This is a genomic window from Staphylococcus sp. 11007852 (assembly GCF_011394325.1).
GTDB classification, from domain to species: domain Bacteria; phylum Bacillota; class Bacilli; order Staphylococcales; family Staphylococcaceae; genus Staphylococcus; species Staphylococcus agnetis.
The window spans coordinates 25,922-52,323 of sequence record NZ_JAANBJ010000032.1; the positions used below are offsets into that span (position 1 = coordinate 25,922).

Below are 26,402 nucleotides of genomic sequence, written 5' to 3' on the forward strand. Positions count from 1 at the left end.
TTTATGTCATTTATTTTTAAACAAGACAAAGCCGTCGCTGATGCCATTAGGAAAGAATTTAACCGTCAAAACAACAACATCGAATTAATTGCGTCTGAAAACTTTGTTTCTGAAGCTGTCATGGAAGCACAAGGTTCAGTTATGACGAACAAATATGCAGAAGGTTATCCTAATCGTCGTTATTATGGCGGTTGTGAGTTCGTCGATGTGACTGAGCAACTTGCTATCGATAGAGCGAAACAATTATTTAATGCTGAACATGTCAATGTTCAACCACATTCTGGTTCACAAGCGAATATGGCGGTTTACCTTGTTGCTTTAGAACACGGTGATACTGTTTTAGGTATGAACTTAAGTCACGGTGGTCATTTGACGCACGGTTCACCTGTTAACTTTAGTGGTAAATTTTATAACTTTGTTGAATACCAAGTGACAAAAGAGGAAGAGCGTATCGATTACGAAGAAATTCGTCGCCTTGCTAAAGAAAATAAACCTAAATTAATCGTTGCTGGCGCATCAGCATATTCGCGTGAAATTGATTTTAAAAAGTTCAAAGAAATTGCAGATGAAGTCAATGCAAAATTAATGGTAGATATGGCGCATATTGCTGGGTTAGTTGCGGCAGGTTTACATCAAAATCCAGTAGAATTTGCTGATTTTGTGACAACGACTACGCACAAAACATTACGAGGTCCTCGTGGTGGTATGATTTTATGTAAAGCCCAATACAAAAAAGACATAGACAAAACTATTTTCCCTGGCATTCAAGGGGGGCCACTTGAGCATGTAATCGCAGCCAAAGCCGTTGCATTTGGTGAAGCATTGCAACCTGAATTTAAAACATACCAAGCCCAAGTGATAAAGAATGCGAAAACATTAGCATCTACGTTACAAGAAAATGGCTTCAGAATTGTTTCAGGTGGTACGGACAATCACCTTATTTCAGTCGATGTGAAAGGATCTGTAGGGATTACAGGTAAAGATGCTGAAGAAGCACTTGATAGTGTAGGTATTACATGTAATAAAAATACAATTCCTTTTGATCAAGAAAAGCCATTTGTAACGAGCGGTATCCGATTAGGAACGCCTGCTGCTACAACACGTGGTTTTGATGAGGCTGCATTTGAAGAAGTCGCTCACATTATTAGCGATGTGCTAAAAAATCACAAAGACAGTCAAGTATTAGAAAACGCTAAGAAACGCGTTAGTGCATTGACTGAAAAATTCCCATTATACAATAAATAAAAATATTGGAGGCAAAAAACCAATGGGTAAAGTACATGTATTTGATCATCCTTTAATTCAACACAAACTGAGTTTTATTCGCGATGTTAACACAGGCACAAAAGCATTTCGTGAACTTGTAGACGAAGTCGGAATGCTGATGGCGTATGAAGTTACACGTAATTTAGAATTACAAGAAGTTGAAATTGAAACACCAGTGACTAAAGCGAAAGCCAAACGTTTATCTGGTAAAAAATTAGCGTTTGTACCGATTCTTCGTGCTGGGTTAGGTATGACACAAGGGATTTTAAACCTTGTTCCTGCAGCTAGAATTGGACATGTAGGTTTATACCGAGATCCAGAAACATTAGAAGCGGTTGAGTATTTTGTGAAGTTACCACAAGATATCGAAGAACGTGAAATTATTGTTGTGGATCCGATGCTTGCCACTGGCGCATCAGCGATAGAAGCAATTAATTCGTTGAAAAAACGTGGTGCGAAACACATTCGTTTTATGTGTCTAATCGCAGCACCTGAGGGTGTACAAAAACTTCAAGAAGCGCATGAAGATGTTGATATTTTCATAGCTGCACTTGATGAAAAGTTAGATGAAAATGCTTATATCATTCCTGGTTTAGGGGATGCTGGTGATCGATTATTCGGTACAAAATAATGTTTTAATTAAGGAGCGCTTATTCAATGAAAAGGATTATGACGATTTTTGGAACGCGTCCAGAAGCAATAAAAATGGCACCGCTAGTACTACAACTTAAACAAGAGCCTCATTTAGAACCTATTGTAGTTGTAACGGCACAGCACCGTGAAATGTTAGATTCTGTTTTAGAAACATTTAATATTGAACCTGATTACGATTTAAATGTGATGAAACCTGGACAAACCTTGTCTGAAGTAACTTCACGCGTTTTAACGGGGCTTGAAGGCGTTATTAAAGAAGTGAAGCCTGATATGATTTTAGTACACGGTGATACGACAACGACGTTTGCAGGTAGTTTAGCTGCCTTTTATAACGAAATCAGTATAGGTCATGTCGAAGCGGGATTAAGAACTTGGCAAAAATATTCGCCATTTCCTGAAGAAATGAACCGACAAATGACAGGTATCATGGCAGATCTACATTTTGCTCCGACGCATCAAGCGGAGATGAATTTATTAAACGAAAATAAAGATCCGAAATCTGTAGTCGTTACAGGTAATACAGCGATTGATGCAATGCATACCACAATTAACGAACAGTATGAATCAGACATAATCCAACGTCATCAAGATAAACGCATTATATTATTAACATCTCATCGTCGAGAAAATATTGGAGAGCCGATGGAAAATATATTCAAAGCGGCAAGACGAATCGTTGAAGATATTGAAGATGCGGTTATCGTCTATCCTATGCATAAAAACCCTAAAGTGAGAGATATTGCATACAAGTATCTTAGCAATCATGATCGTATTGAACTGATTGAGCCGCTTGAGGTTGTTGATTTTCATAATTTTGCACATCAATCTCACTTGATTTTAACGGATTCTGGTGGTGTTCAAGAAGAAGCTCCTTCGTTAGGTAAGCCTGTATTAGTCTTAAGGGATACGACAGAACGTCCTGAAGGTGTTGAAGCTGGCACATTAAAATTAGCTGGGACTCATGAGGAAGATGTTTATCAATATACGAAAGCACTATTAACTGATGAAGCGCTCTATAAAAAAATGAGCATTGCTCAAAACCCTTATGGTGACGGTCGCGCATCTAAAAGAATTTGTGACCATATTCAATACTATTTTGGTTTATCGGATTCTAAGCCGGAACCATTCCAACCTGAAGCATAGAGGTAAAATCAAATGTGTCAATTTTGTGACAACTCGATTCATAGATGTCAGTCCTGTTAAATGCATAATTGACACGCTTTTGCCCCTATATTATTATGAAAGTTGTATGCATGGAACGGCTTTCATATATGTTCCTAAAAGTGGAAAAGAGGTTCATTATGGTACGTTTTTATAATTGTACACAGCCGTTTTTGACATATTACATTTGCCTCTGGGTAGGCCTCATTATGCTTTATTTTTGGGTACACCACGCTTTTGTTCTTGGATTAATGGTGGGCTTACTTGCTTCAACGTTTAATACAATCATCTTTGAATATTACTTGCATCGTGCGAAACAAACACGAGTAGGGTCCATTTCAACAGGTGGAAATTGGCGTTATTTCATAGCAATTCTCGCTTGTGCAACTTGGGTTGCGTTTCAAGAACAGATACATATCATCGGTGTGCTTGTAGGGCTAATGGTTTCATATGTTTTTATGATTTTTCGTCCTTTGATTAAGAAGGACACACGTAACTCTAATTGAAAAGAGGTGAAATTTTAGATGGGTCATAAAAGTCCAATAGTAACTTGGCATTTTCTAGGATTAGATATTAACTTTAACTTATCGACGGTAATGATGTTAATCATCACAGCAATTATCGTGTTTACGATTGCAGTCTTATGTACACGAAATCTTCAGAAAAGACCTAAAGGTGCACAAAACTTTATCGAATGGGTATTCGATTTTGTTCGAGGCATCATTGAAAGTAACATGGCATGGTCTAAGGGAGGACACTTTCACTTCTTAGCAGTTACATTAATTTTATTTATTTTTGTAGCGAATATGCTAGGTCTACCATTTCAATTGTTGGCAAACCACTATTTATGGTGGAAATCACCAACAGCAGACCCTCATGTTACTTTAACACTTGCTACGATGATGGTCATTCTTACACATTACTACGGTGTTAAAATGCGAGGTACAAAAGCTTACCTTCATAACTATGTCCAACCATATCCAGCATTAGTTATTATTAATGTATTTGAAGAATTTGCTTCTACATTAACATTAGGACTTCGTCTTTACGGTAACATTTTTGCAGGTGAGATTTTATTAGGATTACTTGCAGGAGTGACGTTTAGCGCATTTGGTTGGATTATCGGTATTCCAGGCTTAATTGTATGGCAAGGTTTTTCAATCTTCGTAGGTGCAATCCAGGCTTATATCTTTATCATGTTAACAATGGTATATATGTCACACAAAGTGGCAGATAACCATTAAAATAAAACTATAACTTAACAAATTAGGAGGATTTATATAATGAGTTTAATCGCAGCAGCAATCGCAATTGGTTTATCAGCACTTGGTGCAGGTATTGGTAACGGTTTAATCGTTTCAAGAACAGTAGAAGGTGTAGCACGTCAACCAGAGGCACGTACACAATTAATGTCAATCATGTTCATCGGTATCGGTTTAGTTGAGGCACTTCCAATCATTGGTGTAGTTATTACATTCATCGTATTATTTAGCTAATCTATTGAATGGATTTCATTTTCATAATCATTAAGGTTTCCTGAGCGGGGTTAAATCATATTATTATTCCCCGCCCTAAATTTTATGGTTTATAAATCTCATTTGTTATTTAAATGGTGGTAAACCTTATTCGATAAAGCAATATAGTGATACGTAAGTGCAAGGTGAGGCTTGCATATTATTGAATTACAAATTGTTTAACATTCATCTTTATACGATGGATAGAACACATTTACAATCGTGATGTGGTAGTTTTGTAATTTATGGATGAAATGATTGAAAGGAGTGTACAGCAAATTGACAACCAACATGTTAACCTTTGCAGCTAGTGCCGGTGGTGTAAATATTGGTGACATTCTTGTAACGATTTTTACGTTCGTCATCTTACTTTTCCTACTTAAAAAGTTTGCATGGGGCCCACTTAAAAAGGTTATGGACGATCGTGAGCATTCAATCAATCAAGATATTGATGATGCAGAACGTGCAAAAATGAATGCGCAACGTCTAGAAGAAGAAAATAGAAAAACGTTAAAAGAAACACAAGATCAAGTACATAAAATGCTTGAAGAAGCTAAAGTACAAGCGCAACGCCAACAAGAAGAAATTCTTCATGAAGCGAACCAACGTGCGAATGGTATGATCGAAACGGCTCAAAGTGAAATCAAGAGTGAAAAAGAACGTGCATTAGCTGAAATTAATAGTCAAGTCTCTGAACTTTCTGTGTTAATTGCTTCTAAAGTGTTACGTAAAGAAATTTCTGAGCAAGATCAAAAAGACCTTATTGACAAGTACATTAAAGAGGTAGGGGATAAATAATGGCGCAAGTTGCTCAAAAATATGCCCAAGCCCTTTTTGACGTTGCTATTAAGGCTGAAGTGCTTTCAGAGATTTATAAAGATTTCACTGAGATTAATACAAGTATTCAAAGTGAAGGTTCAAGATTACATTTCATTGATTTAGAACCTAAATTCACTTTAGATGAAAGACAAACATTAGTTTCAAATGTATTTAATGGCGTACATCCATACTTAATGAACACATTAAAGGTTATGGCAAGCCATCGTAACTTATCATTATTAGGTGATGTGTTTAAGGCATTTGAAAATCATTATAATGAATTTCATGGGTTAGATGATGCATATCTCGTTTCTGCACGCCCATTATCTGATGCAGAAGTAGAACATATAAAAGAAGCGTTAGTAAAACGTACAGGTTTAAAAGATCTAAAAGTGCATACTTCAGTAGACACATCACTCATCGGCGGTGTTAAAGTTAAAATCGGTACAAAAGTATACGATGGAAGTGTACAAAATGATCTCGAACAATTAGCTAGAAGATTCAGTAGCGCACATTAAATACGAAATGAAAGAGGAGTGACATAGATGGCCATAAAAGCTGAGGAAATTAGTGCATTACTTCGCTCTCAAATTGAGAATTATGAGTCTGAAATGTCTGTAACTGATGTAGGGACAGTTATCCAAATTGGTGACGGTATCGCATTGGTTCATGGACTTAACGATGTTATGGCTGGCGAATTATTAGAATTCCATAACGGCGTTCTTGGATTAGCACAAAACTTAGAAGAAACAAACGTAGGTGTTGTTATTTTAGGACCTTACGATGATATTACTGAAGGTGCTGAAGTTAAACGTACAGGGCGTATTATGGAAGTGCCTGTAGGTGAAGAATTAATCGGTCGTGTTGTTAACCCACTCGGCCAACCTATCGATGGACAAGGTCCATTAAATACGACTAAAACACGCCCTATCGAGAAAAAAGCGACAGGCGTTATGGCTCGTAAATCAGTTGATGAGCCATTACAAACTGGAATTAAAGCCATCGACGCATTAGTTCCAATCGGTCGTGGTCAACGTGAGTTAATTATCGGAGACCGTCAAACGGGTAAAACAACTGTAGCAATTGATACAATTCTAAACCAAAAAGATCAAGATATGATTTGCGTTTATGTCGCAATTGGTCAAAAAGAGTCTACAGTACGTGCTTCAGTTGAGAAGTTACGTCAAGCAGGCGCATTAGATTATACAATTGTTGTTTCAGCTTCTGCAGCTCAACCATCACCAATGTTATATATCGCGCCATACGCAGGTGTTTCTATGGCAGAAGAGTTTATGTTTAATGGCAAACACGTATTAGTAGTATATGATGATTTAACGAAACAAGCCGCTGCTTACCGTGAATTATCATTATTATTACGTCGTCCGCCAGGTCGTGAAGCTTACCCAGGTGATGTATTCTACCTACATAGCCGTTTATTAGAGCGTGCTGCTAAATTAAATGACGATTTAGGTGGCGGTTCTATTACTGCTTTACCATTCGTTGAAACACAAGCAGGTGACATTTCTGCATACGTACCAACAAACGTTATCTCAATTACTGATGGACAAATCTTCTTACAATCAGACTTGTTCTTCTCAGGTGTGCGTCCAGCGATTAATGCGGGTCTTTCAGTATCACGTGTTGGGGGCTCAGCACAAATCAAAGCAATGAAAAAAGTAGCAGGTACATTACGTCTAGACTTAGCATCTTATCGTGAGCTTGAGTCATTCGCACAATTTGGTTCTGATCTAGATGAAGCAACTGCTAAAAAACTTGAAAGAGGTAAGCGTACGGTTGAAGTATTAAAACAAGACCAAAACAAACCGCTTCCTGTTGAACACCAAGTTTTAATCATTTACGCATTAACTCGAGGTTACTTAGATGATATTCCAGTAGAAGACATTACACGTTTTGAAGCTGAAATTATCGAATGGACAAAAGGTAATGCGAATGACATTTTCACAGAAATTCGTGAAACAGGTGGCTTACCTGCAGATGAGAAATTTGAAAAAGCAATTAATGCTTTTAAACAAAGCTTTAAAAAATCCGAATAATGTCAAATATATGATGAGATAAGGTGGTGAGATAGTGGCTTCTTTAAAAGAAATAGATTCACGAATAAAATCAACTAAAAAGATGAAACAAATCACAAGTGCGATGAACATGGTTTCTAACTCTAAGCTTCGTAAGGCAGAACGTAACACGAAACAATTCCGACCGTACATGGAAAAAATGGAAGATGCAATCACAGCTATAGCTGGTTCAAATGCAACAACCAACCATCCTATGTTAAATCAGCGTGAAGTTAAGCGTGTAGGATATATGGTCATTACAAGTGATAGTGGATTAGCAGGTGCATATAGTGCTAATGTACTGAAGAAAATGATTCGTGATATCGAGAAACGTCATAACAGTAAAGACGAATATCGTTTAATTGTACTTGGTAAAATTGGTATTTCATTTTTAGAGAATCGCGGTTATACGGTTGAGAATGGACTCACTGATATTCCAGATCAACCTTCTTTCAAAGCAATTCAATCCATTGCGACACGTGCCGTTGATTTATACAGTGAAGAGGAAATTGATGAATTAAACGTCTATTATAGCCATTATGTCAGTGTGATTGAAAACACACCAAAAAGTAAAAAACTGTTGCCATTATCACCAGAAGATTCTTCTTTAGGACATGGTGCAATGTCATCTTACGAATTTGAGCCAGATAAAGAATCAATATTAAAAGTGCTGTTACCGCAATATATTGAAAGTTTAATTTATGGAACGATTTTAGATGCCAAAGCAAGTGAACATGCGTCTCGTATGAATGCGATGAAGAATGCTACAGACAACGCAACAGATTTAATTGACGATTTATCATTACAATACAACCGTGCGCGACAAGCAGCGATTACGCAACAAATCACTGAGATTGTTGGTGGCGCAGCAGCATTAGAATAAGTTTAATAATAAGGAGGAACTAACATGGGATTAGGCCGTGTAACTCAGGTCATGGGGCCAGTCATTGACGTGCGTTTTGACCATAATGAAATTCCAAACATTAACAACGCACTAGTTATTGATGTGACGAGAGATGGTAAGACAGAACAACTTACTTTAGAAGTAGCGTTACATTTAGGTGACGATGTTGTCCGTTCTATTGCGATGGACTCAACAGATGGAGTTCAACGTGGTGCTGAAGTTAAAGACACTGGTGCACCGATTAGTGTTCCAGTTGGTGATGCGACTTTAGGACGTGTATTCAACGTATTAGGAGATAAAATTGACCTTGATCCAGAAATCGATGCCTCTGTGCGTCGTGATCCAATTCACCGTCAAGCGCCTCAATTTGACGAATTATCAACTGAAGTTGAAATTTTAGAAACAGGTATTAAAGTAGTAGATTTACTTGCACCTTATATTAAAGGTGGTAAAATCGGATTATTCGGTGGTGCCGGTGTAGGTAAAACAGTATTAATTCAAGAATTAATCAATAACATCGCGCAAGAACACGGTGGTATTTCTGTATTTGCCGGTGTAGGTGAACGTACACGTGAAGGTAACGATTTATATTATGAAATGAAAGATAGTGGCGTAATTGCGAAAACAGCGATGGTATTCGGTCAAATGAATGAACCACCTGGTGCACGTATGCGTGTTGCACTTTCTGGATTGACAATGGCTGAATATTTCCGTGATGAGCAAGGTCAAGACGTATTACTTTTCATTGACAACATTTTCCGTTTTACACAAGCAGGTTCTGAGGTATCAGCACTTCTTGGACGTATGCCATCTGCCGTTGGTTACCAACCAACATTAGCTACAGAAATGGGTCAATTACAAGAACGTATCACGTCAACGAATAAAGGTTCAGTTACATCAATTCAAGCGGTATTCGTACCAGCCGATGACTATACTGACCCAGCTCCAGCAACAGCGTTTGCGCACTTAGATGCAACAACGAACTTAGAGCGTAAATTAAGTGAAATGGGTATCTATCCAGCGGTTGACCCATTAGCTTCTACATCACGCGCATTAGAGCCAACAATTGTCGGTCAAGAGCACTATGAAGTAGCACGTCAAGTTCAATCTACATTACAAAAATACCGTGAATTACAAGATATTATCGCAATTCTAGGTATGGATGAACTTTCTGATGAAGATAAGAAAACGGTTGAACGCGCGCGTCGAATTCAATTCTTCTTATCTCAAAACTTCCACGTAGCGGAACAATTTACAGGTCAAAAAGGATCTTATGTACCAGTTAAAAATACGGTTCAAGACTTTAAAGCAATTTTAGATGGTAAATATGACCACATTCCTGAAGATGCATTCCGTCTTGTTGGTGGTATTGATGATGTGCTTGCAAAAGCAAAAGACATGGGTGTTGAAGTTTAATACGATTAGGAGGCTTGGATAATGAATACATTAACCTTAGATATCGTCACTCCTAATGGTTCTGTTTATAAACAAGACAATGTGGAAATTGTTGTCTTACAAACAACAGCAGGCGAAATGGGTGTGATGCATGGTCACATTCCGACGGTTGCGCCATTACGCATTGGACATATTAAAGTTAAGTGCAATGGTCAATCCGACTATATAGCTGTAACTGAAGGTTTTGCAGAAATACGTCAAGAAAAAGTTAATATCCTTGTACAATCAGCTGAATCAGCTGAAGATATAGACTTAGAGCGTGCGAAATCAGCAAAACAACGTGCAACGTTTTATCTTGATGGAGATAAAGAAGATACAGACCTAAAACGTGCAGAACGTGCGTTAAAACGTGCAGAAAATCGTATCGAAGTTGCTAAATTTAAATAATTTATTATAAAACCCACTGGTATGTACTAGTGGGTTTTAACATATTTACATACTGTTCATCTATAAACAAATATCATGCTATTTTGATTAATTGTATATACAAATCTTTGGAAAAGTCGTATGATATTATCTATGCGAGTCTTAAATAAGAGGGAAGTTGAAACCATATATTGGAAGGATTACATTGGGAATTCATACGTAAATCATGTAAAATTGAATAAGATTAACTTTAAAGGGGTAGCATCTTAAAATGGAATATTTAGGACAATTTGCAATTGTACATCTCATACTACATGTCATCTGTATATGTATTGCGTATTGGAGCATCAATGCGCTACGGTTAGACCAATTGTTTAAAAAAGGTTACCCAAAACAAGTTCAAGTTGCCCTCATATTTATCGCAATTTTACTAGGGACGAGTATGAGTAACTTTATAATTGATTTATTACAATTTTCAACTCAAATTCAATATTTAATCAAATAAATGAATGAGATAAGTTTAAGCGTATTGCAAGAAGTTTATAATTAATTATGTAAGTGTGTAAATAGTGGAGGATGTAAATAACATGGATAAAATTATTGTAAAAGGCGGCAATACCCTAAAAGGGGAAGTTCAAGTTGAAGGAGCTAAAAATGCAGTTTTACCTATCATTACAGCATCGTTATTAGCAAGTAAAGGTAAAAGTGAGCTTATCAATGTGCCTGCTTTAAGTGATGTTGAAACGATTAACAATGTCATAAATGTGCTCAATGCGAAAGTAAAATATAATGAAAAGAAACAATCAGTTACAGTCGATGCTTCGAAAGAATTAAAAGAAGAAGCACCATATGAATATGTAAGCAAAATGCGAGCAAGCATTTTAGTGATGGGACCATTATTAGCACGCCTTGGTAAAGCTAAAGTAGCATTGCCTGGTGGTTGTGCTATTGGTTCTAGACCGATTGAACAACACCTCAAAGGTTTTGAAGCATTAGGTGCTGAAATTCATCAAGAGGCTGGTTATATTTATGCTGAATGTCCACATGGATTAATCGGAAGTGATATTCACCTAGATTTTCCAAGTGTTGGAGCAACGCAAAACATTGTGATGGCTGCATCATTAGCTCAAGGGCGTACGGTTATTGAGAATGTCGCTAGAGAGCCTGAAATTGTAGATTTAGCCAACTACATAAATGAAATGGGTGGCGATGTTAAAGGTGCTGGTACGGACACCATTATTATTAATGGTGTAGATGCACTAACCGGGGTTCAACATGCTATTATTCCTGACCGAATTGAAGCAGGTACGTTTATGATAGCTGCGGCAATTACGCGTGGAGACATATTTGTTAAGGGTGCTATACAAGAGCATATGACAAGCTTAGTTTATAAGCTAGAAGAAATGGGTGTCAATCTTGAATATCAAGAGGATGGTATTCGTGTGACAGCGCCTGAACAGCTTAATCCAGTAGACATTAAAACATTACCACATCCAGGATTTCCAACTGATATGCAATCACAAATGATGGCTTTATTATTGACTGCTGAAGGGCATAAAGTGATTACAGAAACAGTATTCGAAAACCGTTTTATGCACGTGGGTGAATTTAAACGTATGAACGCTCAAATTTCAGTAGAAGGTCGCAGTGCAAAAATTGAAGGGAAAAGTGAACTTCAAGGGGCACAAGTAAAAGCAACAGATTTAAGAGCTGCTGCTGCGTTAATATTAGCTGGATTAGTTGCGGAAGGTGAAACAACTGTAACAGAACTCAAACATTTAGATCGTGGCTATGTTAATTTCCATGGTAAATTAAAAGCTTTGGGCGCAGATATTCAACGTATCAATGCGAAAAAATAACTTGTCATCAGTTTGGATCAATATCCAAAAATCTGTAAGTATTCAGCTTACCTTATTTATTTTAATTGCAGTTGTTTTATTTTTTATTGGATTAATGATAGGATTTTTAATAAATCAAGATAATATATTGAATGCGCTTAATCCTCATTTTTGGGAAAATTTTCGAGCGTTAATTGGAGGCAATTCATAATGGAAACTATTTTCGACTACAATGAAATCAAACAAATTATTCCACATCGTCAGCCATTTTTGCTTATTGATAAAGTGGTTGAGTATGAGCCAGGTCAACGTTGTGTAGGAATTAAGCAGGTTTCCGGTAATGAACCTTTTTTCCAAGGTCATTTTCCGAATTATGCTGTGATGCCAGGCGTATTGATTACAGAGGCACTTGCACAAACTGGTGCTGTAGCTATGTTAAATAGTGAAGAGAATAAAGGTAAATTAGCTTTATTTGCAGGTATCGATAAATGTCGCTTTAAAAAACAAGTGGTGCCAGGAGATACTCTAAAATTAGAAGTAGAAATTACGAAAATTAAAGGGCCAATCGGTAAAGGGACAGCTAAGGCTACCGTAAATGGGCAAGTGGCTTGTCAATGTGAATTAACGTTTGCATTACAAGACCCTCAATAATTTGTAAAGCGGAGACTGTGTGGACTACAGTTCCGCTTTTTTATAGTTTTTTCTAAAATTAAGATAATAATGATGTTAAATCGTAAAAGTCATTAATATTAAAAATTTAATAAGAGTAAAAAACAACAAGTCTAGAATATCATGTACATCAAATGAGCATTAATTAAAAGCCACACATGAAATTCAATCATGTGTGGCTATATAGGATATTGCAAATGGATAATGTCTTCTTTAATCTTCTTGGCGTTCATCTTTAAGTCTTGGTTTGGATTGCATCATTCGGTTAAACGTTTTAATGAGCGCTTCACCTTCAAGGCCTTCACCAACGAGTTGTTCTAATAAATTTTCAGCATAAACTTGACGTAATGTGTAAATATGACATTCAAATACAATTGAAATGGTATCTTTAAGTGGGGTAATATGTTTAATCGTTGCATCGAATAAGGCTGGATCATTTGATGGTCTCGTAATGACAACTCTAATATCTAATAATGTTTCTGATGCCATATAAGCTTCCATTTCTTCAAGGTGAATATCAGAGATAACCACTTCTAATAACCATCCCGTACCACTGTTTTCTTTATTTATTATCACGCCGTCTTTTAATTCGTATTCTGTCACTGTGCCATTTTCCGTAACAATTTGAAAGCGTACTGCTTTAAATGTCTTCATTGATGCAACCCCCTCAAAACTTTTTTCAACTTTACGAAATATGTTCATTTATAGTTTATTATAACTTAATTCTTTATGGAAATTCCAAAATCTTTATAAAAATTGAGGGTGTAACAGGTATAAATTTAATATTATTAGGCTTGCCTTAGATTCGGTGCAACGCGTATGCTATATACATCAAGAGAGGAGGTGACAACGATCAACCAGTTTCAAGCAATCGGTATCATTATAAAATCTCCTAATTATTATGATACGCATGATACTCCATTTGTTACTTTTACAATTAAAATTGAACGTGACTACAAAAGTAAGCAAGATAAGCCAATTTATGATTTTCTAAATTGTAAAGCTTTTGGTGCTATCGCTCAATCGATTCATGATTTTTACCAACATGACGATCTCATCGCTCTCAACGGACATATCCAATCAAGGAGATACGAAAAAGAAGGCGAATGGCGGTACACTACAGAATTGGTGATTGCACACATTCAGAACCTTTCATCTCATCCGTTATTAAAACCATCCCTAAATTCAAATTTGTCCAATGATTAATATTCAATTTGTCTGAAATCCAATCACACACTCCATATTTATTTTATCTAACTTATAATAACTCCAATTAAATTTAGTTTTTATCTTCCACCCAATGTATCCAATAAGATATTTTCTCAACACAGCTACATCCTTACAATCACTGTTATATCAAGTTGACGTATATGAATTATTCGTATATAAGTCACAGATGATAACCCCTCGTTTATGTTATTTCATATATTTACTTTTTCAAAACAACGTATATTTATTACTCAATATTTTAAATGTGTTGCCACTGTGAACTAACCCTATCAAGTCTCCAATATTTATGATTATAAGTATTGGAGGCTTTTAAGATACAAATACGATGTTAATCTTGATCTTATTTCTATATCATTACATCTTAAGTAGCTGTTTGCCATTTAAGTGATTAAACGGATTTATTTAATGAGAATTTTATTTTTTGTAATCATTTATGAGTTGAATCGTTACATGCAACAACCTAATTGTAATGGTTTTGTAATATAAATGGGCGTTAATTTAATATTTTTGTCATGTGATTGAAAAAGACTGGTGCTATATTATTTGTGAACATAACAAATTTTTATACCAATTACTGGAGGATTACTAAATGAAAAAATTACTTTTAGCAACATCAACAGTAGGTTTATTAGCGGCAGCACAATTTGCTACTAATGCTGAAGCAGCAAATCAAGATCAATTACAAATTCAAGAAGGTGTCCATGTGATTCAATGGGGTGACACTTTAAATAAAATTGCAAAAAAATATGATGTTACTGTAGAACAATTAAAAACATGGAATAACTTAGAGTCTGATTTAATTATTGCAGGAGAGAAATTATACGTGACTGAAGCTGCGGCTGCAGCACATGGTAACCATGCGACACAAGATTTTATTTTACCAACTGCATATCATACGACTACATATAACACGTCATCATACAATGCAGCTGCTTACTATACAGCTCCTACTCAATACACATCAACACAATCTTATGAAACGTACGCTGCACCTGTAGCACAATATTCAGCGTCTTCATATTCAAATGTTCAAACACAAACAACTTCTAGCTATCAAGCACCAAGAACTACAGCCGGTTCAGGATCTGTATATCAACAATTTATTAATGCTGGTGGTACAGCAGCGATGTGGAATTCTATCGTTATGCCAGAATCAGGTGGTAACCCTAACATTGTAAGCCCTTATGGTTACAGAGGATTAGGTCAAACGAAAGAAGCTTGGGGTACAGGTAGTGTAGCTACTCAAACGCAAGGTATGATTAATTATGCAAATTCACGCTATGGTTCTGTAGACCGTGCAATTCAATTCCGTTTAGCTAACGGATGGTGGTAAACAACATCAAACGCATCGACATATGTCGGTGCTTTTTTTATTGCTATTTGTAAAGTGTTTTGTTACGTTGTTATTAAATAATACAAAGACTACTAGGGGAGCCATATGGCTGAGATGAATTACATTCGGACCCTTTGAACCTGATATAGTTAACACTAACGTAGGGAAGTAGCGTAGGCATTAAATCCTTTTAATAATGACTAGGCTACTATTTTTAGTAGTCTTTTTTTATTGAGAAAGGAGATTATTATGTCATTTTCTGAAAATCTTAAGCAAGAGGCACAACCTATCATTGATGCGATTTACCATGATGGCTTTATTCAAGGTATGTTAAAGGGGGATATCTCTAAAAATGCAATTCAACATTATCTAAAGGCAGACGCACGCTATTTATTTGAGTTTGCTAAAATTTATGCTTTGTTAATACCTAAGGTAGATTCAAAAGAAGAGATTCAATTTCTTACAGAACAAATTATTTTTGCATCGTCAGGTGAAGTTGACGCACATCGTATTCTCGCAGATTATGTAAATTTATCATATAATGAAATTATTCAAGAAGGCGAATGGTATCCAACAGCAGATCATTATATTAAACATATGTATTTTAATGCATATCATTTTGATGATGTCGCATATACAATTGCTGCAATGGCACCATGCCCATATGTTTACCAACAAATTGGTCAACGCGCGATGCGTGAACATCATTTTTCCTCTAACCATCCACTTAAAGCGTGGTTTGAATTTTATGCAAAAGGTATGGATGATTTAATGAATCATATTGATCATTGGTTAAATCATTGTGCAGAGAATACATCAAATAACGCACAACAACAATTAAAGAGAAATTTTTTAGAAAGTACTGTCCATGAACGTAATTTCTTTAATATGGCATATACACAAGAACATTGGGCATTTGGAGGAGAGACATATGAATAAGCTGAATATTGCGTTAACCATCGCTGGCACGGATCCATCAGGGGGCGCAGGCGTCATGGCTGATTTAAAATCATTTCATGCATGTGGGGTTTATGGCATGGCAGCAATCACGAGTATTGTTGCTCAAAATTCCTTAGGTGTACAACATATACACAACTTAGATACGTCGTGGCTTGAAGAACAACTCGAGAGTATTTTTATGGACGCGCCACCACATGCGATGAAAACAGGTATGATTCCAACACCTGAAATGATGGCGTTAATAGCATCGTATGTTAAAAAAAGTACGATACCATACGTCATAGATCCTGTGATGGTGGCAAAAAGTGGCGATGCCTTAATGTCTGAACAGGTCCGTCGAGATTTAAAATCAACACTTTTACCATTAGCAGATGTTGCCACACCCAACATACCCGAAGCCGAAGAAATAACGCAAATGACGTTAGATACGGAAACGGCTTTGTTTAAAGCTGGCCAGTTTTTTATTAAAGATATTGGTGCTAAAGGTGTCGTTTTAAAAGGGGGGCATTTAAAGGGTAATGCTACAGATTATCTCGTGACTAAAGATGGGGTAACACAATTTACAAGTGAACGTTTCCCTACACGACACACGCATGGAACTGGGTGTACATTTTCAGCTGTGATAACGGCAGAATTAGCTAAAGGTAAATCCATAATTGATGCAGTAGCTAAAGCGAAAAATTTTATTTCTAAAGCCATTCAATATACACCAGAAATAGGTAAAGGAAGAGGCCCTGTAAATCATTTTGCTTATCAACGGGAGAAAGGTTGGGATTAAATTGAGTTATTTATCTAAATTGAGAGAGACAAACCCACTCATCGTCTGTTATACGAATGATGTTGTTAAAAATTTTACGGCTAACGGCTTACTATCTATAGGTGCAAGTCCTGCAATGAGTGAGGCACCTGAAGAAGCAAAAGATTTTTTTAAAGTCACAGAAGGATTATTAATCAACATTGGAACGCTGACACGTCAAACTGGGACTGATATGTTAGAAATAGCAAAACAAGCGAATGATTTAGGGGTTCCTATAGTGTTTGATCCTGTTGCTGTGGGTGCCTCACAATTTCGTAAAGACTACTGCCAACAATTTTTAAATCAAGTTGATGTCGATGTGATTAAAGGTAATGCCTCAGAAATACTTACATTAGTTGATGCGGAAACGACGATGAAGGGGACGGATAGCGCTGCAAATATAGATCATGTTCAGATTGCTTTAAAAGCGTATGAAAAATACAATGCAGCCATTATCGTTACTGGAAAAAATGATGTCATTGTGCAAGACCATCAAATCATTGAACTCACTAACGGTTCACCTTTATTAACTAAAATCACTGGCGCAGGGTGTTTATTAGGTGCCGTAGTTGCATCATTTTTATTACGACAAAAACATCCTAATATTGAAGCTTTAATTGAAGCAGTCTCAATATATAACATAGCGGCTGAACATGCAGAGCTAAGTTTAGGGGCAGATTTACCAGGAACATTCTTAGTGTCATTTATTAATGCTTTAAATCAAGTAGATGATGCATCCTATCACCAGGAAATTAAAAAGAGAGAAGTGAAAGAAACATGAAGTTTGAAAGGGAACAATTACGTGTTTATTTTATAGCTGGTACGCAAGATGTAAAAAAAGGGACTTTACAAGAGATACTAAAGGTAGCGCTTGAAGCGGGGATTACAATGTTTCAATTTCGAGAAAAAGGACCTTCATCTTTAAAAGGGGAGGATAAGGAACAAGAAGCAATTGCTTTAATGAAACTTTGTAATGCGTATCATGTACCGTTTATAGTTAACGATGATGTAGAACTAGCTTTAAAAATTGGTGCTGATGGTATTCATGTAGGCCAAGATGATGCCAAAATTGAATCCTTTATTAGTAGAAGTCATAATAAAATTATTGGATTAAGTATCAGTAATTTTCAAGAGTATGATCAATCTGATTTAACGCACGTTGATTATATAGGTGTCGGCCCCGTATATCAAACGTCAACCAAGAGAGATGCCAAACAACCTGGAGGCGTAGAAATGATTCGTCGTATGCGTAATTATGATGAATCGATACCAATCGTCGCCATTGGTGGCATAACCGAAGAAAACGTTGCATCATTGAAAAAGAATGGTGCAGATGGCATTGCTACGATTTCGTCCATCACACATAGCGCAAATATTGAAAATACTGTGTCACGATATTTACAGTATTTCAACTAAAATCATTTTTATTTTTGTTTATGTTTCCACACAACTCAGATGTGTGATAAAATATCATTTATGTGAATATATCTTTAGAGGTGGAAAAATGAAGAACAAAGCGCTATTGGCGACACTATTAGGGGTCGTTCTGTTATTAGCTGGATGTGATTATAGCAAGCCTGAAAATCGTACTGGCTTCTTTTACAACACGTTTGTTTCCCCAATGGATCAACTTATCCATTGGCTAGGTGATCATTTAAATAATAACTATGGTTTAGCCATCGTTATTATCGTTCTTGTAGTACGTATCGTATTACTCCCATTCATGTTATCAAACTATAAAAACATGCACATGATGCGTGAAAAAATGAAAATAGCAAAACCAGAGATGACTGCTGCGCAAGAAAAAATGAAACGTGCACGCACAGCAGAAGATAGAATTGCTGCTCAACAAGAAGTATCGAAAGTATATAAAAAATATGACATGAACCCAGTTGCAAGTATGTTAGGATGTCTTCCACTTATTTTGCAAATGCCGATTGTCATGGCTTTATTCTTTGTTTTAAAATATCCTTCAGGTGGCGGTATTACTAAATTCTCTGACTTCTTATGGTTCCAATTGGATAAACCTGATATTTGGATTACGATTATTGCCGGTGTGTTATACTTCATTCAAGCCTATGTTTCAAGTATGCATATGCCACCAGAGCAACGTCAAATGGCAATCATGATGATGATTATCTCACCAATAATGATTGTTTGGATCTCATTTAGTTCTGCAGCAGCATTGGGCTTATATTGGTCTGTTTCTGCGGCATTCCTAGTGGTACAAACATACGTTGCAAACAAGATTTACGGTAAAAAAGCGCTAGAAGAAGTTGCACCGATGATTCGCAAATTCGAAGAAGAAAAAAAAGCGAATAAGAAAACAGGTAAAAATACGCAAGTCGTATCTAAAAAGAAGAAAAAATAATTACAAAAAATAACCATCTTACCTTTTACGGTGAGATGGTTATTTTTTTAGACCCATTCATCAAAGAATTGTTTTAAAAACAATTCTAAAAATTTATGTCGTTCAAGTGCTATTTCTTTACCTTTAGGCGTATTCATTAAATCTTTAAGTTTCAATAATTTTTCATAGAAATGTTTGATTGCAGAAGGTTGAATGGTAGTTAAATCAATGCGTGATAAATCTGAATGCGGGATTTCATCGGTCCACATCGGTTCATTGAAATGCCCAGCAAATTGAAACGTACGGGCTATCCCAATAGCACCAATGGCATCTAGACGATCGGCATCTTGAACAATCTGAGCTTCTAACGTTTTTAAGGAATGACCTTCTCTGGATTTGCGAAAACTCATGTGATTGATAATATACATAATATGTTGTTGTTCTTCAGGTGAAACACCTATTTGTTTTAAAAATGACGAAAGTGTCGAACACGCTTCAGAATGTGGTAATTTATCATCAACTGTGTCATGAAGTAGTGCTGCCATTTCAATAACAAAATGATTGATATTGTCATAATCATGAGCTATACATTTTGCAAGTGAAACGACACGTCGTACATGCGCAATATCATGACCAGTCGTATCTTGACCGTGTATGTGAACCATATAATGATAGGCTTGTTCACATTGCTTTGCCGTCATAGGTAATCCTCCTTATAAAATTGGTGAAAGTAATTGACTGATTGACTCTTTAAATTTTATAACAAGACTACGTTGTGCATACCGCTCTGGGGTAAGTACAGAACATTTTTTTAAATCTTGCTCAAAACTCTCCCGTAATTGTGTTGCGACACTTTCGTTATATACAAATGCATTCACTTCAAAATTTAAGACGAAACTGCGATTATCCATATTGGTCGTACCCACACTTGTGATTTCATCATCGATGGTTAATGTTTTTGCATGTAAGAAACCATCTTCATACAGATAAACTTTCGCACCGACCTCTAATAATGAAGCAGCATTCTTATAAGTCGCCCAATATACAAACGGATGATCGGGTTTGTTCGGTATCATTAAATGTACGTTCACGCCACCTAAAGCGGCGATTTGTAACGCATCTATAAACGATTGGTCAGGGACGAAATAGGGTGTTTGAATGTATATATCTTTTTTTGCCATATTTATCATTTTTAAGTATCCATATTTAATCTGCTCCCAAAATTCATCCGGTCCACTAGATGCAATTTGAACACCTATGTTGTCATTATTTTGGAGGTGTACTTTTGGAAAGTATTTTTCATGATGTTCAATATCATGACGCGATGATTGAGAATTCCAATCTAAAATAAAACGCAATTGTAAGGCGTGTACAGCTTCACCTTCAATTCTTAAATGGGTATCTCTCCAATTACCAAATTTTTTTGATAAACCCAAATACTCATTCCCAACATTAAATCCACCAACATAACCTATTTTGCCATCTATAACAACGATTTTTCGATGATTTCGATTGTTCATACGAAAATTAATAACTGGTAATTTAGAAGGGAAGAAAGCTTCAACTAGACCACCTTTTTTCTTAAATGACTTCAAATCTCTTAAAGATAAGCCTTTCGAGCCAATATCATCATATAGCATTTTGACTTCTAAACCTTCTTCCAACTTCTCTTCAAGTAAATCAATAATGCTCTTACCTAAAGCATCTTTACGAAAGATGTAATATTGTATATGTATATACGATTTTGCATTGCGTATATCTTCTTTAAGTTGGTTGAATTTTTGTTCTCCATCGAGCAGCACATCAATTTTATTTTGATTCGTGTAAAAGGCAGCATTGTTATAAAGCAATCCACGTATCATTGATTTGTATTTTTTTACATGTGGGTTTTCAGGATCAAAATGATCATTTTTTAAAGCTTTGAGTTGTTGATTGACAAGCTGAGTTAATCCTTTTTGGTCTTTTTCTGACACTTTAAAAATGGATTTACGCTGAATTTGACGTCCAAATAGTAAATAGAGTATGAACCCTAAAATAGGAAATAAAGATAAGACTAAAATCCAAGCCCATATTGAGCCTGCGCTTCGACGTTCCATAAAAATAATTGTGAAAACAAAAGAAATATTTAATAGGAATAAAGCGATAAATATATAGGTAAATACCATACTGCCATCTATGACGTATGCATTGTTTAAATCCTCCATTTTTAACCCTCCTTTGGATGTATGATTTTAAATAATTATATCATTTATTCATGAAATCACGGAAAATTTACGCATTTGACATATACTGCACAGGGGTATATAATGGTTCTGAAAGTAAGCATGGAGGTGCTGCCTATGAATGAACACGCACATCATTCTGATGAGATTAAAAAGAACTTAACTTCACGATTGAATCGTATTGAAGGACAAGTTCGTGCAATTAATCGCATGATTGATGAAGATGTTTATTGTGATGATGTCTTGACTCAAATTAGAGCGACACGTTCAGCTTTGAATAGCGTTGCGACGAGGTTGCTTGACTATCACATGAAAGGCTGTATTACAAAGAAAATTGAGGATGGCCATGAAGCAGAAGCAATGGAAGAGTTGCTTGTCACATTTCAAAAATTAATGAAAGACTAGTTGGAGGATACTATGCAAGTCGATCGTGTGTATGTAGAAGATTTAAGAAATGAGCAATATCAAACACATCTTGTACAACGTTTGAATGAAATGATTGGGGTTAAAGAAGTAAGTATCGATAGTGATTTAAAGTGCATCACACTTCGATATGAAACGCCTATTAATTTGAATACGTTAGAAAAAGAGATTTATGACTCAGGTTTTAAAGTATTACGAACGAAAAAAGGAGAGAGAGAACATGGGTAAACACACTATTAATGTTGAAGGTATGACATGTAATCATTGTAAGGCGGCTGTTGAGGATGCAGTTAAAGGTAACAAAGAAGTATTGTCTGTCATTGCATCACCAGACGAGAATCAAGTGGAAGTGGAACTTACTGATGATGGTGCGCTTCATGATGTGAAACAACGTATTTATGATGCAGGTTATGAAGTGAAATAAAATTTATGTTGAATGTACTGAAATGAATTCAGTTCCTATTTAGAAGGGGGGTAGGCAAATGATTGGTCTGCCCTCTATCATTTTAAGGATTCATATACCCTATATAGGTATAGGAGGTTGTCATAATGAAAGAAGAAACATATCAAATTTCAGGGATGCATTGTGCTGCGTGTGCGACACGCATAGAACGTGTACTGAATCGAGAAGCGGCTATTGAAGAAGCAACAGTTAACCTTGTTATGGAGAAAGCGACAGTTAAATATAACCCTAAACAAATTGATAGAGCAGCAATCTTTGAAAAAATTTCAAATATAGGATTTGAAGCACATGAAATTGAAAAAGATAATCACATTTCAAAACGGGAACATCAAGAATTAAAAAAACAACGAAATAAATTTCTGTTGTCAGCGTTGTTAGCTTTACCTCTGTTATACACAATGTTTGCACATTTTACATTCCTAGACTTTATACCTGTGCCAGAATTGTTGATGCATCCTTTATTTCAACTTGCATTGGCTACGCCCATTCAATTTATATTAGGTGGTCAATTTTATTTCGGTGCATGGCGAGCTTTAAAAAATAAAAGCGCAAATATGGATGTTTTGGTGGCAATGGGTACATCAGCAGCTTATTTTTATAGTTTTTACATGATGATTTTACACCAAGGTCATCCAGGGCATGTACCGCTTTACTTTGAGACGAGTGCGGTCCTCATTACACTCATTCTCCTTGGAAAATATTTTGAAAAGAGAGCCAAAGGACATGCAAGTGATGCCATAAAAAAACTAGCTGCATTGCAAGTGAAAGATGCATTGGTTGAAAAACATGGGGAAGTTGTCAATTTATCTATTGACCAAATACAAGTCGGAGATATTATTCATATTAAAAGTGGTACCTATATACCGCTAGATGCAGAAATCATTGAAGGCTCCACGTCAATTAATGAATCTATGATTACTGGTGAAAGCATACCTGTAGATAAAACGATAGGTGATTCTATTATTGGAAGTACATTAAATCAGGCCAACTTTATCAAAGCGAGAGTGACACATGTTGGAGATGATTTAGTACTCAATCAAATTATTAAAGTTGTTGAAGAGGCACAAACGAAAAAACCTCAAATCCAACGTTTAGCAGATAAAATATCTAACATTTTTGTTCCAACAGTAGTGGGCATCGCGCTATTTGCGTTTCTGTTATGGTTTTTCATTTTAACTTCATTTGATTTTACGCGATCACTTGAAATTTTTATCGCGGTGATTGTCATTGCTTGTCCTTGTGCATTAGGTTTAGCGACACCTACATCCATTATGGTTGGATCTGGGCGTGCTGCTGAATCAGGTATTTTATTTAAATCAGCAGAAAGTTTAGAACAAACACGTCAAATTGATACAATTGTTTTCGATAAAACCGGAACCCTTACAAAGGGCGCTCCTGAAGTTGTAGACACTATTGAATTTGAACGTGTGCCACATATCGATGATTATATTAAAAGTTTAGAATCTCAATCTGAACATCCTCTGTCTCATGCACTTGTTTCGCACTTTAAAGATGCCAAAAATGTAGCAATAAAAAATTATGAAACGCATATTGGAAATGGTATTTCTGGAATGATAGATGGCAGTTCAATTCGTATAGGATCACTATCTTTTATTGCATCAGAAATAACATTGACAGAGGACATGAAGCAACAACAACATCAGTTAGAAAGTAAAGGTGCAACGGTCATAGGTGTACAAATTAAACAAAAATTGGCAATGATGATTGCTTTAAGAGATGAACCTAAACCAAAAGTAAAAGAGACGATACGCCAATTACGTCAACATTATGAAGTGGTTATGCTAAGCGGCGATAGTCAAATGACAGTTGAGGCCATTGCAAGAGAATTAGGTATTCAACGTACTTTTGCAAATGTAAAACCTAACGAAAAAGCAAAAATCATCGAAACATTGCAAGAAGACAATCATAAAGTGATGATGGTTGGAGATGGAATTAATGATGCCCCATCATTAATTCAAAGTGATATTGGTATTGCGATGGGATCAGGAACAGACATCGCGATTGAATCATCAGATGTTGCGTTAGTATACAACCACATTTCACAAATACCTGAAGTATTAAAATTAAGTGAATTAACTATTAAGAATATTAAACAAAATTTATTTTTTGCTTTTTGTTATAATATCATTGGCATTCCTATTGCAGCCGCAGGATTTCTAGCGCCTTGGGTTGCAGGAACTGCGATGGCTTTTAGTTCTGTCTCAGTCGTATTAAACGCATTACGTCTAAAACGTATTCAAAAATAAATTAAAAAATTTCAATTTATTGTAGTCATATGTAATAAAGTAGGGTATGATGTAAGAGAAGTTAGACATATGCGGGGTGATAATATGGCAAAACAGAATGAAAGAATTCAAAATGTGGTCCATATGTTATCATCAATTGGGGTTAAAGTTAAAAAAACAAAATCACGATTGGATATTATGCGATCACTTCCCAATGCAAAACCTGCAACTGAGAAACTAAAGTAGTCAAAGCACGACATTAAATCATTGTGATTATCTTGGTGTAGATCACGGATATAGCGAGGATCATATCACAATTTTGTTTAAAAGCGTTAAAAAAACAGACTAGGATGTACTATCCTAGTCTGTTTTTATGTTCTGATTAAAATGTTAAAGGCGATTATAAAGGTGTTTTGTCAGTAGGCGCATTGTATTTTTTCGGTGCGTGATAACGCATGCTGAGAAGTACACCTACACCCGCCATTAAACTCCATAAAGCACTTCCTCCATAACTGATGAATGGTAATGGAATACCTGTAATCGGCAAGAGTTGTATCGTCATTCCGATATTTTGAACGATATGAAAAAGTAATAAACTCACATACCCCACGATGAATGATTTATTAAATAAGTCTGTAGTTTGAGATGCGCTTTTTAAAAGATGCATTAATAACAATAAATAAATCACAAGTAATACGACAGCACCTATGAAACCAAACTCCTCACCAATAACAGAGAATATAAAATCTGTATGGTTCTCTGGAATATATACTTCACCTTGGTTGAATCCTTTACCTATTAATTGTCCGGATCCAATTGCTTTCATAGATTCTGTGAGGTGAAAACCATCTCCAGAACTATATGTGTATGGATCTAGCCAAGAGTTAATGCGTCCTAACTGATAGGTTTTAATACCAGCAATATTTTCGATTAAACTCGGTTTATATAATATAGAAAGAATAAGGCTTCCACCAAATACAATGACGACGCCGAATAAGGGCGCAAGTATTTTCCAAGAAATACCACTCACTACTACGATACCAGCGATTATCGCCATGACTACAAGTGTTGTACCTAGATCGTTTTGTAGCAATATTAAAAGTAGTGGAATAAACGTGACACCCATAATTTTCAGTATAAGAATCATGTCTGTTTCAAGGGACCTGTTAAACGTAAAACGATTATGTTGAGCGACGACTTTGGAAATTGCAAGAATCAATACAATTTTCATGAACTCAGATGGTTGAATACTGATAGGGCCAAAGCGATACCAACTTTTGGCACCGTTGATAATAGGTGTTATCGATGTTTCAGGTAAAAGAATTAATCCTATCAATAAAAAGATAAATATAGAATAGATAATGAAGGTATATTTTCGGATTTTTTTAGGGGAGACAATCATTATCAAAAATGCAAGTATACCCCCTAATATGTAATAAAAAATTTGTCTGATGCCAAAATCCATACTATATTGTCCGCCACCCATAGCAGATTGAATAGTCATAACACTAATCAAACACAGCACTAAAATGAGTGTGATAAGTTTCCAATCTAAGCGATGTCGTAAAGATTTTTGAGTTTGTTGACGTGAGGAAGCCATAGTTATCTCCTTTACGAAAAGAATATCATGTAATAATTATATAACGATTGTACAGAACTTC

General features: G+C 35.9%; 31 protein-coding genes and 1 riboswitch. Of the genes, 27 read left to right on the forward strand and 4 right to left on the reverse strand.

The annotated features are described in order from the left end of the window. The first annotated feature begins 3 nt into the window (after positions 1–3). The 15 genes from glyA (at position 4) to fabZ (ending at position 12,700) form a co-directional block, all read left to right on the forward strand. A complete protein-coding gene (gene glyA / locus G8Y85_RS09855; RefSeq protein WP_060551543.1) occupies positions 4–1,245 on the forward strand; it encodes a serine hydroxymethyltransferase in 1,242 nt (413 codons plus the stop codon). Positions 1,246–1,267: 22 nt separating this feature from the next. Further along, positions 1,268–1,897 carry a uracil phosphoribosyltransferase gene (gene upp, locus G8Y85_RS09860; RefSeq protein WP_037567472.1) on the forward strand — a complete coding sequence of 210 codons (630 nt, stop codon included), beginning with the start codon at positions 1,268–1,270 and terminating at the stop codon, positions 1,895–1,897. A gap of 26 nt (positions 1,898–1,923) precedes the next feature. Further along, positions 1,924–3,063 carry a non-hydrolyzing UDP-N-acetylglucosamine 2-epimerase gene (wecB, locus tag G8Y85_RS09865; protein ID WP_165805774.1) on the forward strand — a complete coding sequence of 380 codons (1,140 nt, stop codon included), beginning with the start codon at positions 1,924–1,926 and terminating at the stop codon, positions 3,061–3,063. Positions 3,064–3,221: 158 nt separating this feature from the next. After that, positions 3,222–3,587: an ATP synthase subunit I gene (locus tag G8Y85_RS09870; protein WP_037567476.1), complete on the forward strand. Its 366-nt coding sequence runs from the start codon at positions 3,222–3,224 to the stop codon at positions 3,585–3,587. 18 nt (positions 3,588–3,605) lie between these two features. Further along, positions 3,606–4,325: a F0F1 ATP synthase subunit A gene (atpB, locus tag G8Y85_RS09875; protein WP_037567478.1), complete on the forward strand. Its 720-nt coding sequence runs from the start codon at positions 3,606–3,608 to the stop codon at positions 4,323–4,325. 39 nt (positions 4,326–4,364) lie between these two features. Beyond that, positions 4,365–4,577, forward strand: a complete 213-nt coding sequence (atpE, locus tag G8Y85_RS09880) for a F0F1 ATP synthase subunit C (protein WP_037567480.1) — start codon at positions 4,365–4,367, stop codon at positions 4,575–4,577. A 309-nt stretch (positions 4,578–4,886) separates the two neighbouring features. Next, positions 4,887–5,393 (forward strand): F0F1 ATP synthase subunit B, encoded by a 507-nt coding sequence (locus G8Y85_RS09885; RefSeq protein WP_037567555.1) that lies wholly within the window; start codon positions 4,887–4,889, stop codon positions 5,391–5,393. After that, the gene (locus G8Y85_RS09890; RefSeq protein WP_037567481.1) at positions 5,393–5,932 is read left to right on the forward strand and encodes a F0F1 ATP synthase subunit delta; all 540 of its coding nucleotides are present in this window, start codon (positions 5,393–5,395) and stop codon (positions 5,930–5,932) included. The genes G8Y85_RS09885 and G8Y85_RS09890 overlap by 1 nt, the downstream gene beginning before the upstream one ends. A 27-nt stretch (positions 5,933–5,959) precedes the next feature. Beyond that, positions 5,960–7,468 carry a F0F1 ATP synthase subunit alpha gene (atpA, locus tag G8Y85_RS09895; RefSeq protein ID WP_060551540.1) on the forward strand — a complete coding sequence of 503 codons (1,509 nt, stop codon included), beginning with the start codon at positions 5,960–5,962 and terminating at the stop codon, positions 7,466–7,468. Between the two features lie 34 nt (positions 7,469–7,502). Then, on the forward strand, positions 7,503–8,369 hold the full coding sequence (gene atpG, locus G8Y85_RS09900; protein WP_037567483.1) for an ATP synthase F1 subunit gamma: 867 nt from the start codon (positions 7,503–7,505) through the stop codon (positions 8,367–8,369). A 24-nt stretch (positions 8,370–8,393) separates the two neighbouring features. Continuing rightward, positions 8,394–9,806: a F0F1 ATP synthase subunit beta gene (gene atpD, locus G8Y85_RS09905; protein WP_037567485.1), complete on the forward strand. Its 1,413-nt coding sequence runs from the start codon at positions 8,394–8,396 to the stop codon at positions 9,804–9,806. Positions 9,807–9,827: 21 nt separating this feature from the next. Beyond that, positions 9,828–10,232, forward strand: coding sequence for a F0F1 ATP synthase subunit epsilon (locus G8Y85_RS09910; protein ID WP_037567489.1), 405 nt, complete (start codon positions 9,828–9,830; stop codon positions 10,230–10,232). Between the two features lie 250 nt (positions 10,233–10,482). Continuing rightward, on the forward strand, positions 10,483–10,716 hold the full coding sequence (locus G8Y85_RS09915) for a DUF1146 family protein (protein WP_037567490.1): 234 nt from the start codon (positions 10,483–10,485) through the stop codon (positions 10,714–10,716). Between the two features lie 82 nt (positions 10,717–10,798). Then, positions 10,799–12,070, forward strand: coding sequence for a UDP-N-acetylglucosamine 1-carboxyvinyltransferase (murA, locus tag G8Y85_RS09920; RefSeq protein WP_060551539.1), 1,272 nt, complete (start codon positions 10,799–10,801; stop codon positions 12,068–12,070). Positions 12,071–12,259: 189 nt separating this feature from the next. Further along, on the forward strand, positions 12,260–12,700 hold the full coding sequence (gene fabZ / locus G8Y85_RS09930; RefSeq protein ID WP_060551537.1) for a 3-hydroxyacyl-ACP dehydratase FabZ: 441 nt from the start codon (positions 12,260–12,262) through the stop codon (positions 12,698–12,700). A 231-nt stretch (positions 12,701–12,931) separates the two neighbouring features. Here fabZ and G8Y85_RS09935 read toward each other — a convergent pair whose 3' ends face one another. Next, positions 12,932–13,372 carry a YwpF-like family protein gene (locus G8Y85_RS09935; protein ID WP_060551536.1) on the reverse strand — a complete coding sequence of 147 codons (441 nt, stop codon included), beginning with the start codon at positions 13,370–13,372 and terminating at the stop codon, positions 12,932–12,934. A gap of 189 nt (positions 13,373–13,561) precedes the next feature. Between G8Y85_RS09935 and G8Y85_RS09940 the strand changes: the two genes are divergently transcribed. The 7 genes from G8Y85_RS09940 to yidC all read left to right on the forward strand — a co-directional run bounded on the left by G8Y85_RS09940 (position 13,562) and on the right by yidC (position 19,408). Continuing rightward, positions 13,562–13,924, forward strand: coding sequence for a single-stranded DNA-binding protein (locus G8Y85_RS09940; RefSeq protein ID WP_103345579.1), 363 nt, complete (start codon positions 13,562–13,564; stop codon positions 13,922–13,924). Between the two features lie 613 nt (positions 13,925–14,537). Next, on the forward strand, positions 14,538–15,281 hold the full coding sequence (locus G8Y85_RS09945; protein WP_103345567.1) for a LysM peptidoglycan-binding domain-containing protein: 744 nt from the start codon (positions 14,538–14,540) through the stop codon (positions 15,279–15,281). Positions 15,282–15,365: 84 nt separating this feature from the next. Then, positions 15,366–15,465: riboswitch (TPP riboswitch) on the forward strand. Between the two features lie 65 nt (positions 15,466–15,530). Continuing rightward, a complete protein-coding gene (gene tenA, locus G8Y85_RS09950; protein ID WP_103345566.1) occupies positions 15,531–16,220 on the forward strand; it encodes a thiaminase II in 690 nt (229 codons plus the stop codon). Then, entirely contained in the window at positions 16,213–17,019 is an 807-nt protein-coding gene (thiD, locus tag G8Y85_RS09955) for a bifunctional hydroxymethylpyrimidine kinase/phosphomethylpyrimidine kinase (RefSeq protein ID WP_103345565.1), read from the forward strand. Before tenA ends, thiD begins: the two co-directional genes overlap by 8 nt. A 1-nt stretch (position 17,020) precedes the next feature. After that, the gene (gene thiM / locus G8Y85_RS09960; RefSeq protein ID WP_165805775.1) at positions 17,021–17,818 is read left to right on the forward strand and encodes a hydroxyethylthiazole kinase; all 798 of its coding nucleotides are present in this window, start codon (positions 17,021–17,023) and stop codon (positions 17,816–17,818) included. Then, positions 17,815–18,453, forward strand: coding sequence for a thiamine phosphate synthase (gene thiE, locus G8Y85_RS09965; RefSeq protein WP_103345563.1), 639 nt, complete (start codon positions 17,815–17,817; stop codon positions 18,451–18,453). The genes thiM and thiE overlap by 4 nt, the downstream gene beginning before the upstream one ends. Before the next feature lie 88 nt (positions 18,454–18,541). Next, positions 18,542–19,408 carry a membrane protein insertase YidC gene (yidC, locus tag G8Y85_RS09970; protein WP_060551529.1) on the forward strand — a complete coding sequence of 289 codons (867 nt, stop codon included), beginning with the start codon at positions 18,542–18,544 and terminating at the stop codon, positions 19,406–19,408. Positions 19,409–19,455: 47 nt separating this feature from the next. On the opposite strand, the gene G8Y85_RS09975 is transcribed toward yidC, so the two are convergent. Then, positions 19,456–20,088 carry an HD domain-containing protein gene (locus G8Y85_RS09975; protein ID WP_103345562.1) on the reverse strand — a complete coding sequence of 211 codons (633 nt, stop codon included), beginning with the start codon at positions 20,086–20,088 and terminating at the stop codon, positions 19,456–19,458. A 12-nt stretch (positions 20,089–20,100) separates the two neighbouring features. Continuing rightward, a complete protein-coding gene (gene cls, locus G8Y85_RS09980) occupies positions 20,101–21,591 on the reverse strand; it encodes a cardiolipin synthase (protein ID WP_198648141.1) in 1,491 nt (496 codons plus the stop codon). Between the two features lie 135 nt (positions 21,592–21,726). On the opposite strand from cls, the gene csoR reads away from it, so the two are divergent. The 5 genes from csoR to G8Y85_RS12420 all read left to right on the forward strand — a co-directional run bounded on the left by csoR (position 21,727) and on the right by G8Y85_RS12420 (position 24,987). Continuing rightward, a complete protein-coding gene (gene csoR / locus G8Y85_RS09985) occupies positions 21,727–22,014 on the forward strand; it encodes a copper-sensing transcriptional repressor CsoR (RefSeq protein ID WP_037567516.1) in 288 nt (95 codons plus the stop codon). A 12-nt stretch (positions 22,015–22,026) separates the two neighbouring features. Beyond that, positions 22,027–22,260 (forward strand): putative copper chaperone CsoZ, encoded by a 234-nt coding sequence (gene csoZ, locus G8Y85_RS09990; protein ID WP_060551526.1) that lies wholly within the window; start codon positions 22,027–22,029, stop codon positions 22,258–22,260. After that, positions 22,253–22,456: a heavy-metal-associated domain-containing protein gene (locus tag G8Y85_RS09995; RefSeq protein ID WP_060551525.1), complete on the forward strand. Its 204-nt coding sequence runs from the start codon at positions 22,253–22,255 to the stop codon at positions 22,454–22,456. Before csoZ ends, G8Y85_RS09995 begins: the two co-directional genes overlap by 8 nt. Positions 22,457–22,581: 125 nt before the next feature. Further along, the gene (locus G8Y85_RS10000) at positions 22,582–24,762 is read left to right on the forward strand and encodes a heavy metal translocating P-type ATPase (protein WP_168429053.1); all 2,181 of its coding nucleotides are present in this window, start codon (positions 22,582–22,584) and stop codon (positions 24,760–24,762) included. 84 nt (positions 24,763–24,846) lie between these two features. Further along, positions 24,847–24,987 carry an Lmo0850 family protein gene (locus tag G8Y85_RS12420; protein ID WP_086375151.1) on the forward strand — a complete coding sequence of 47 codons (141 nt, stop codon included), beginning with the start codon at positions 24,847–24,849 and terminating at the stop codon, positions 24,985–24,987. Positions 24,988–25,141: 154 nt separating this feature from the next. Here G8Y85_RS12420 and G8Y85_RS10005 read toward each other — a convergent pair whose 3' ends face one another. Next, complete coding sequence (locus G8Y85_RS10005) at positions 25,142–26,341, reverse strand: FtsW/RodA/SpoVE family cell cycle protein (protein WP_060551523.1); 1,200 nt, start codon at positions 26,339–26,341, stop codon at positions 25,142–25,144. Positions 26,342–26,402: the final 61 nt, after the last annotated feature.

What these genes read in the sequence shown, in the direction of transcription:
- glyA (WP_060551543.1), top strand. Translation starts at nt 4, where the DNA reads ATGTCATTTATTTTTAAACAAGACAAAGCCGTCGCTGATGCCATTAGG.
- upp (WP_037567472.1), top strand. Translation starts at nt 1,268, where the DNA reads ATGGGTAAAGTACATGTATTTGATCATCCTTTAATTCAACACAAACTG.
- wecB (WP_165805774.1), top strand. Translation starts at nt 1,924, where the DNA reads ATGAAAAGGATTATGACGATTTTTGGAACGCGTCCAGAAGCAATAAAA.
- G8Y85_RS09870 (WP_037567476.1), top strand. Translation starts at nt 3,222, where the DNA reads ATGGTACGTTTTTATAATTGTACACAGCCGTTTTTGACATATTACATT.
- atpB (WP_037567478.1), top strand. Translation starts at nt 3,606, where the DNA reads ATGGGTCATAAAAGTCCAATAGTAACTTGGCATTTTCTAGGATTAGAT.
- atpE (WP_037567480.1), top strand. Translation starts at nt 4,365, where the DNA reads ATGAGTTTAATCGCAGCAGCAATCGCAATTGGTTTATCAGCACTTGGT.
- G8Y85_RS09885 (WP_037567555.1), top strand. Translation starts at nt 4,887, where the DNA reads ATGTTAACCTTTGCAGCTAGTGCCGGTGGTGTAAATATTGGTGACATT.
- G8Y85_RS09890 (WP_037567481.1), top strand. Translation starts at nt 5,393, where the DNA reads ATGGCGCAAGTTGCTCAAAAATATGCCCAAGCCCTTTTTGACGTTGCT.
- atpA (WP_060551540.1), top strand. Translation starts at nt 5,960, where the DNA reads ATGGCCATAAAAGCTGAGGAAATTAGTGCATTACTTCGCTCTCAAATT.
- atpD (WP_037567485.1), top strand. Translation starts at nt 8,394, where the DNA reads ATGGGATTAGGCCGTGTAACTCAGGTCATGGGGCCAGTCATTGACGTG.
- G8Y85_RS09910 (WP_037567489.1), top strand. Translation starts at nt 9,828, where the DNA reads ATGAATACATTAACCTTAGATATCGTCACTCCTAATGGTTCTGTTTAT.
- G8Y85_RS09915 (WP_037567490.1), top strand. Translation starts at nt 10,483, where the DNA reads ATGGAATATTTAGGACAATTTGCAATTGTACATCTCATACTACATGTC.
- murA (WP_060551539.1), top strand. Translation starts at nt 10,799, where the DNA reads ATGGATAAAATTATTGTAAAAGGCGGCAATACCCTAAAAGGGGAAGTT.
- fabZ (WP_060551537.1), top strand. Translation starts at nt 12,260, where the DNA reads ATGGAAACTATTTTCGACTACAATGAAATCAAACAAATTATTCCACAT.
- G8Y85_RS09935 (WP_060551536.1), bottom strand. Translation starts at nt 13,372, where the DNA reads ATGAAGACATTTAAAGCAGTACGCTTTCAAATTGTTACGGAAAATGGC.
- G8Y85_RS09945 (WP_103345567.1), top strand. Translation starts at nt 14,538, where the DNA reads ATGAAAAAATTACTTTTAGCAACATCAACAGTAGGTTTATTAGCGGCA.
- tenA (WP_103345566.1), top strand. Translation starts at nt 15,531, where the DNA reads ATGTCATTTTCTGAAAATCTTAAGCAAGAGGCACAACCTATCATTGAT.
- thiD (WP_103345565.1), top strand. Translation starts at nt 16,213, where the DNA reads ATGAATAAGCTGAATATTGCGTTAACCATCGCTGGCACGGATCCATCA.
- thiE (WP_103345563.1), top strand. Translation starts at nt 17,815, where the DNA reads ATGAAGTTTGAAAGGGAACAATTACGTGTTTATTTTATAGCTGGTACG.
- yidC (WP_060551529.1), top strand. Translation starts at nt 18,542, where the DNA reads ATGAAGAACAAAGCGCTATTGGCGACACTATTAGGGGTCGTTCTGTTA.
- G8Y85_RS09975 (WP_103345562.1), bottom strand. Translation starts at nt 20,088, where the DNA reads ATGACGGCAAAGCAATGTGAACAAGCCTATCATTATATGGTTCACATA.
- cls (WP_198648141.1), bottom strand. Translation starts at nt 21,591, where the DNA reads ATGGAGGATTTAAACAATGCATACGTCATAGATGGCAGTATGGTATTT.
- csoR (WP_037567516.1), top strand. Translation starts at nt 21,727, where the DNA reads ATGAATGAACACGCACATCATTCTGATGAGATTAAAAAGAACTTAACT.
- csoZ (WP_060551526.1), top strand. Translation starts at nt 22,027, where the DNA reads ATGCAAGTCGATCGTGTGTATGTAGAAGATTTAAGAAATGAGCAATAT.
- G8Y85_RS09995 (WP_060551525.1), top strand. Translation starts at nt 22,253, where the DNA reads ATGGGTAAACACACTATTAATGTTGAAGGTATGACATGTAATCATTGT.
- G8Y85_RS10000 (WP_168429053.1), top strand. Translation starts at nt 22,582, where the DNA reads ATGAAAGAAGAAACATATCAAATTTCAGGGATGCATTGTGCTGCGTGT.
- G8Y85_RS12420 (WP_086375151.1), top strand. Translation starts at nt 24,847, where the DNA reads ATGGCAAAACAGAATGAAAGAATTCAAAATGTGGTCCATATGTTATCA.
- G8Y85_RS10005 (WP_060551523.1), bottom strand. Translation starts at nt 26,341, where the DNA reads ATGGCTTCCTCACGTCAACAAACTCAAAAATCTTTACGACATCGCTTA.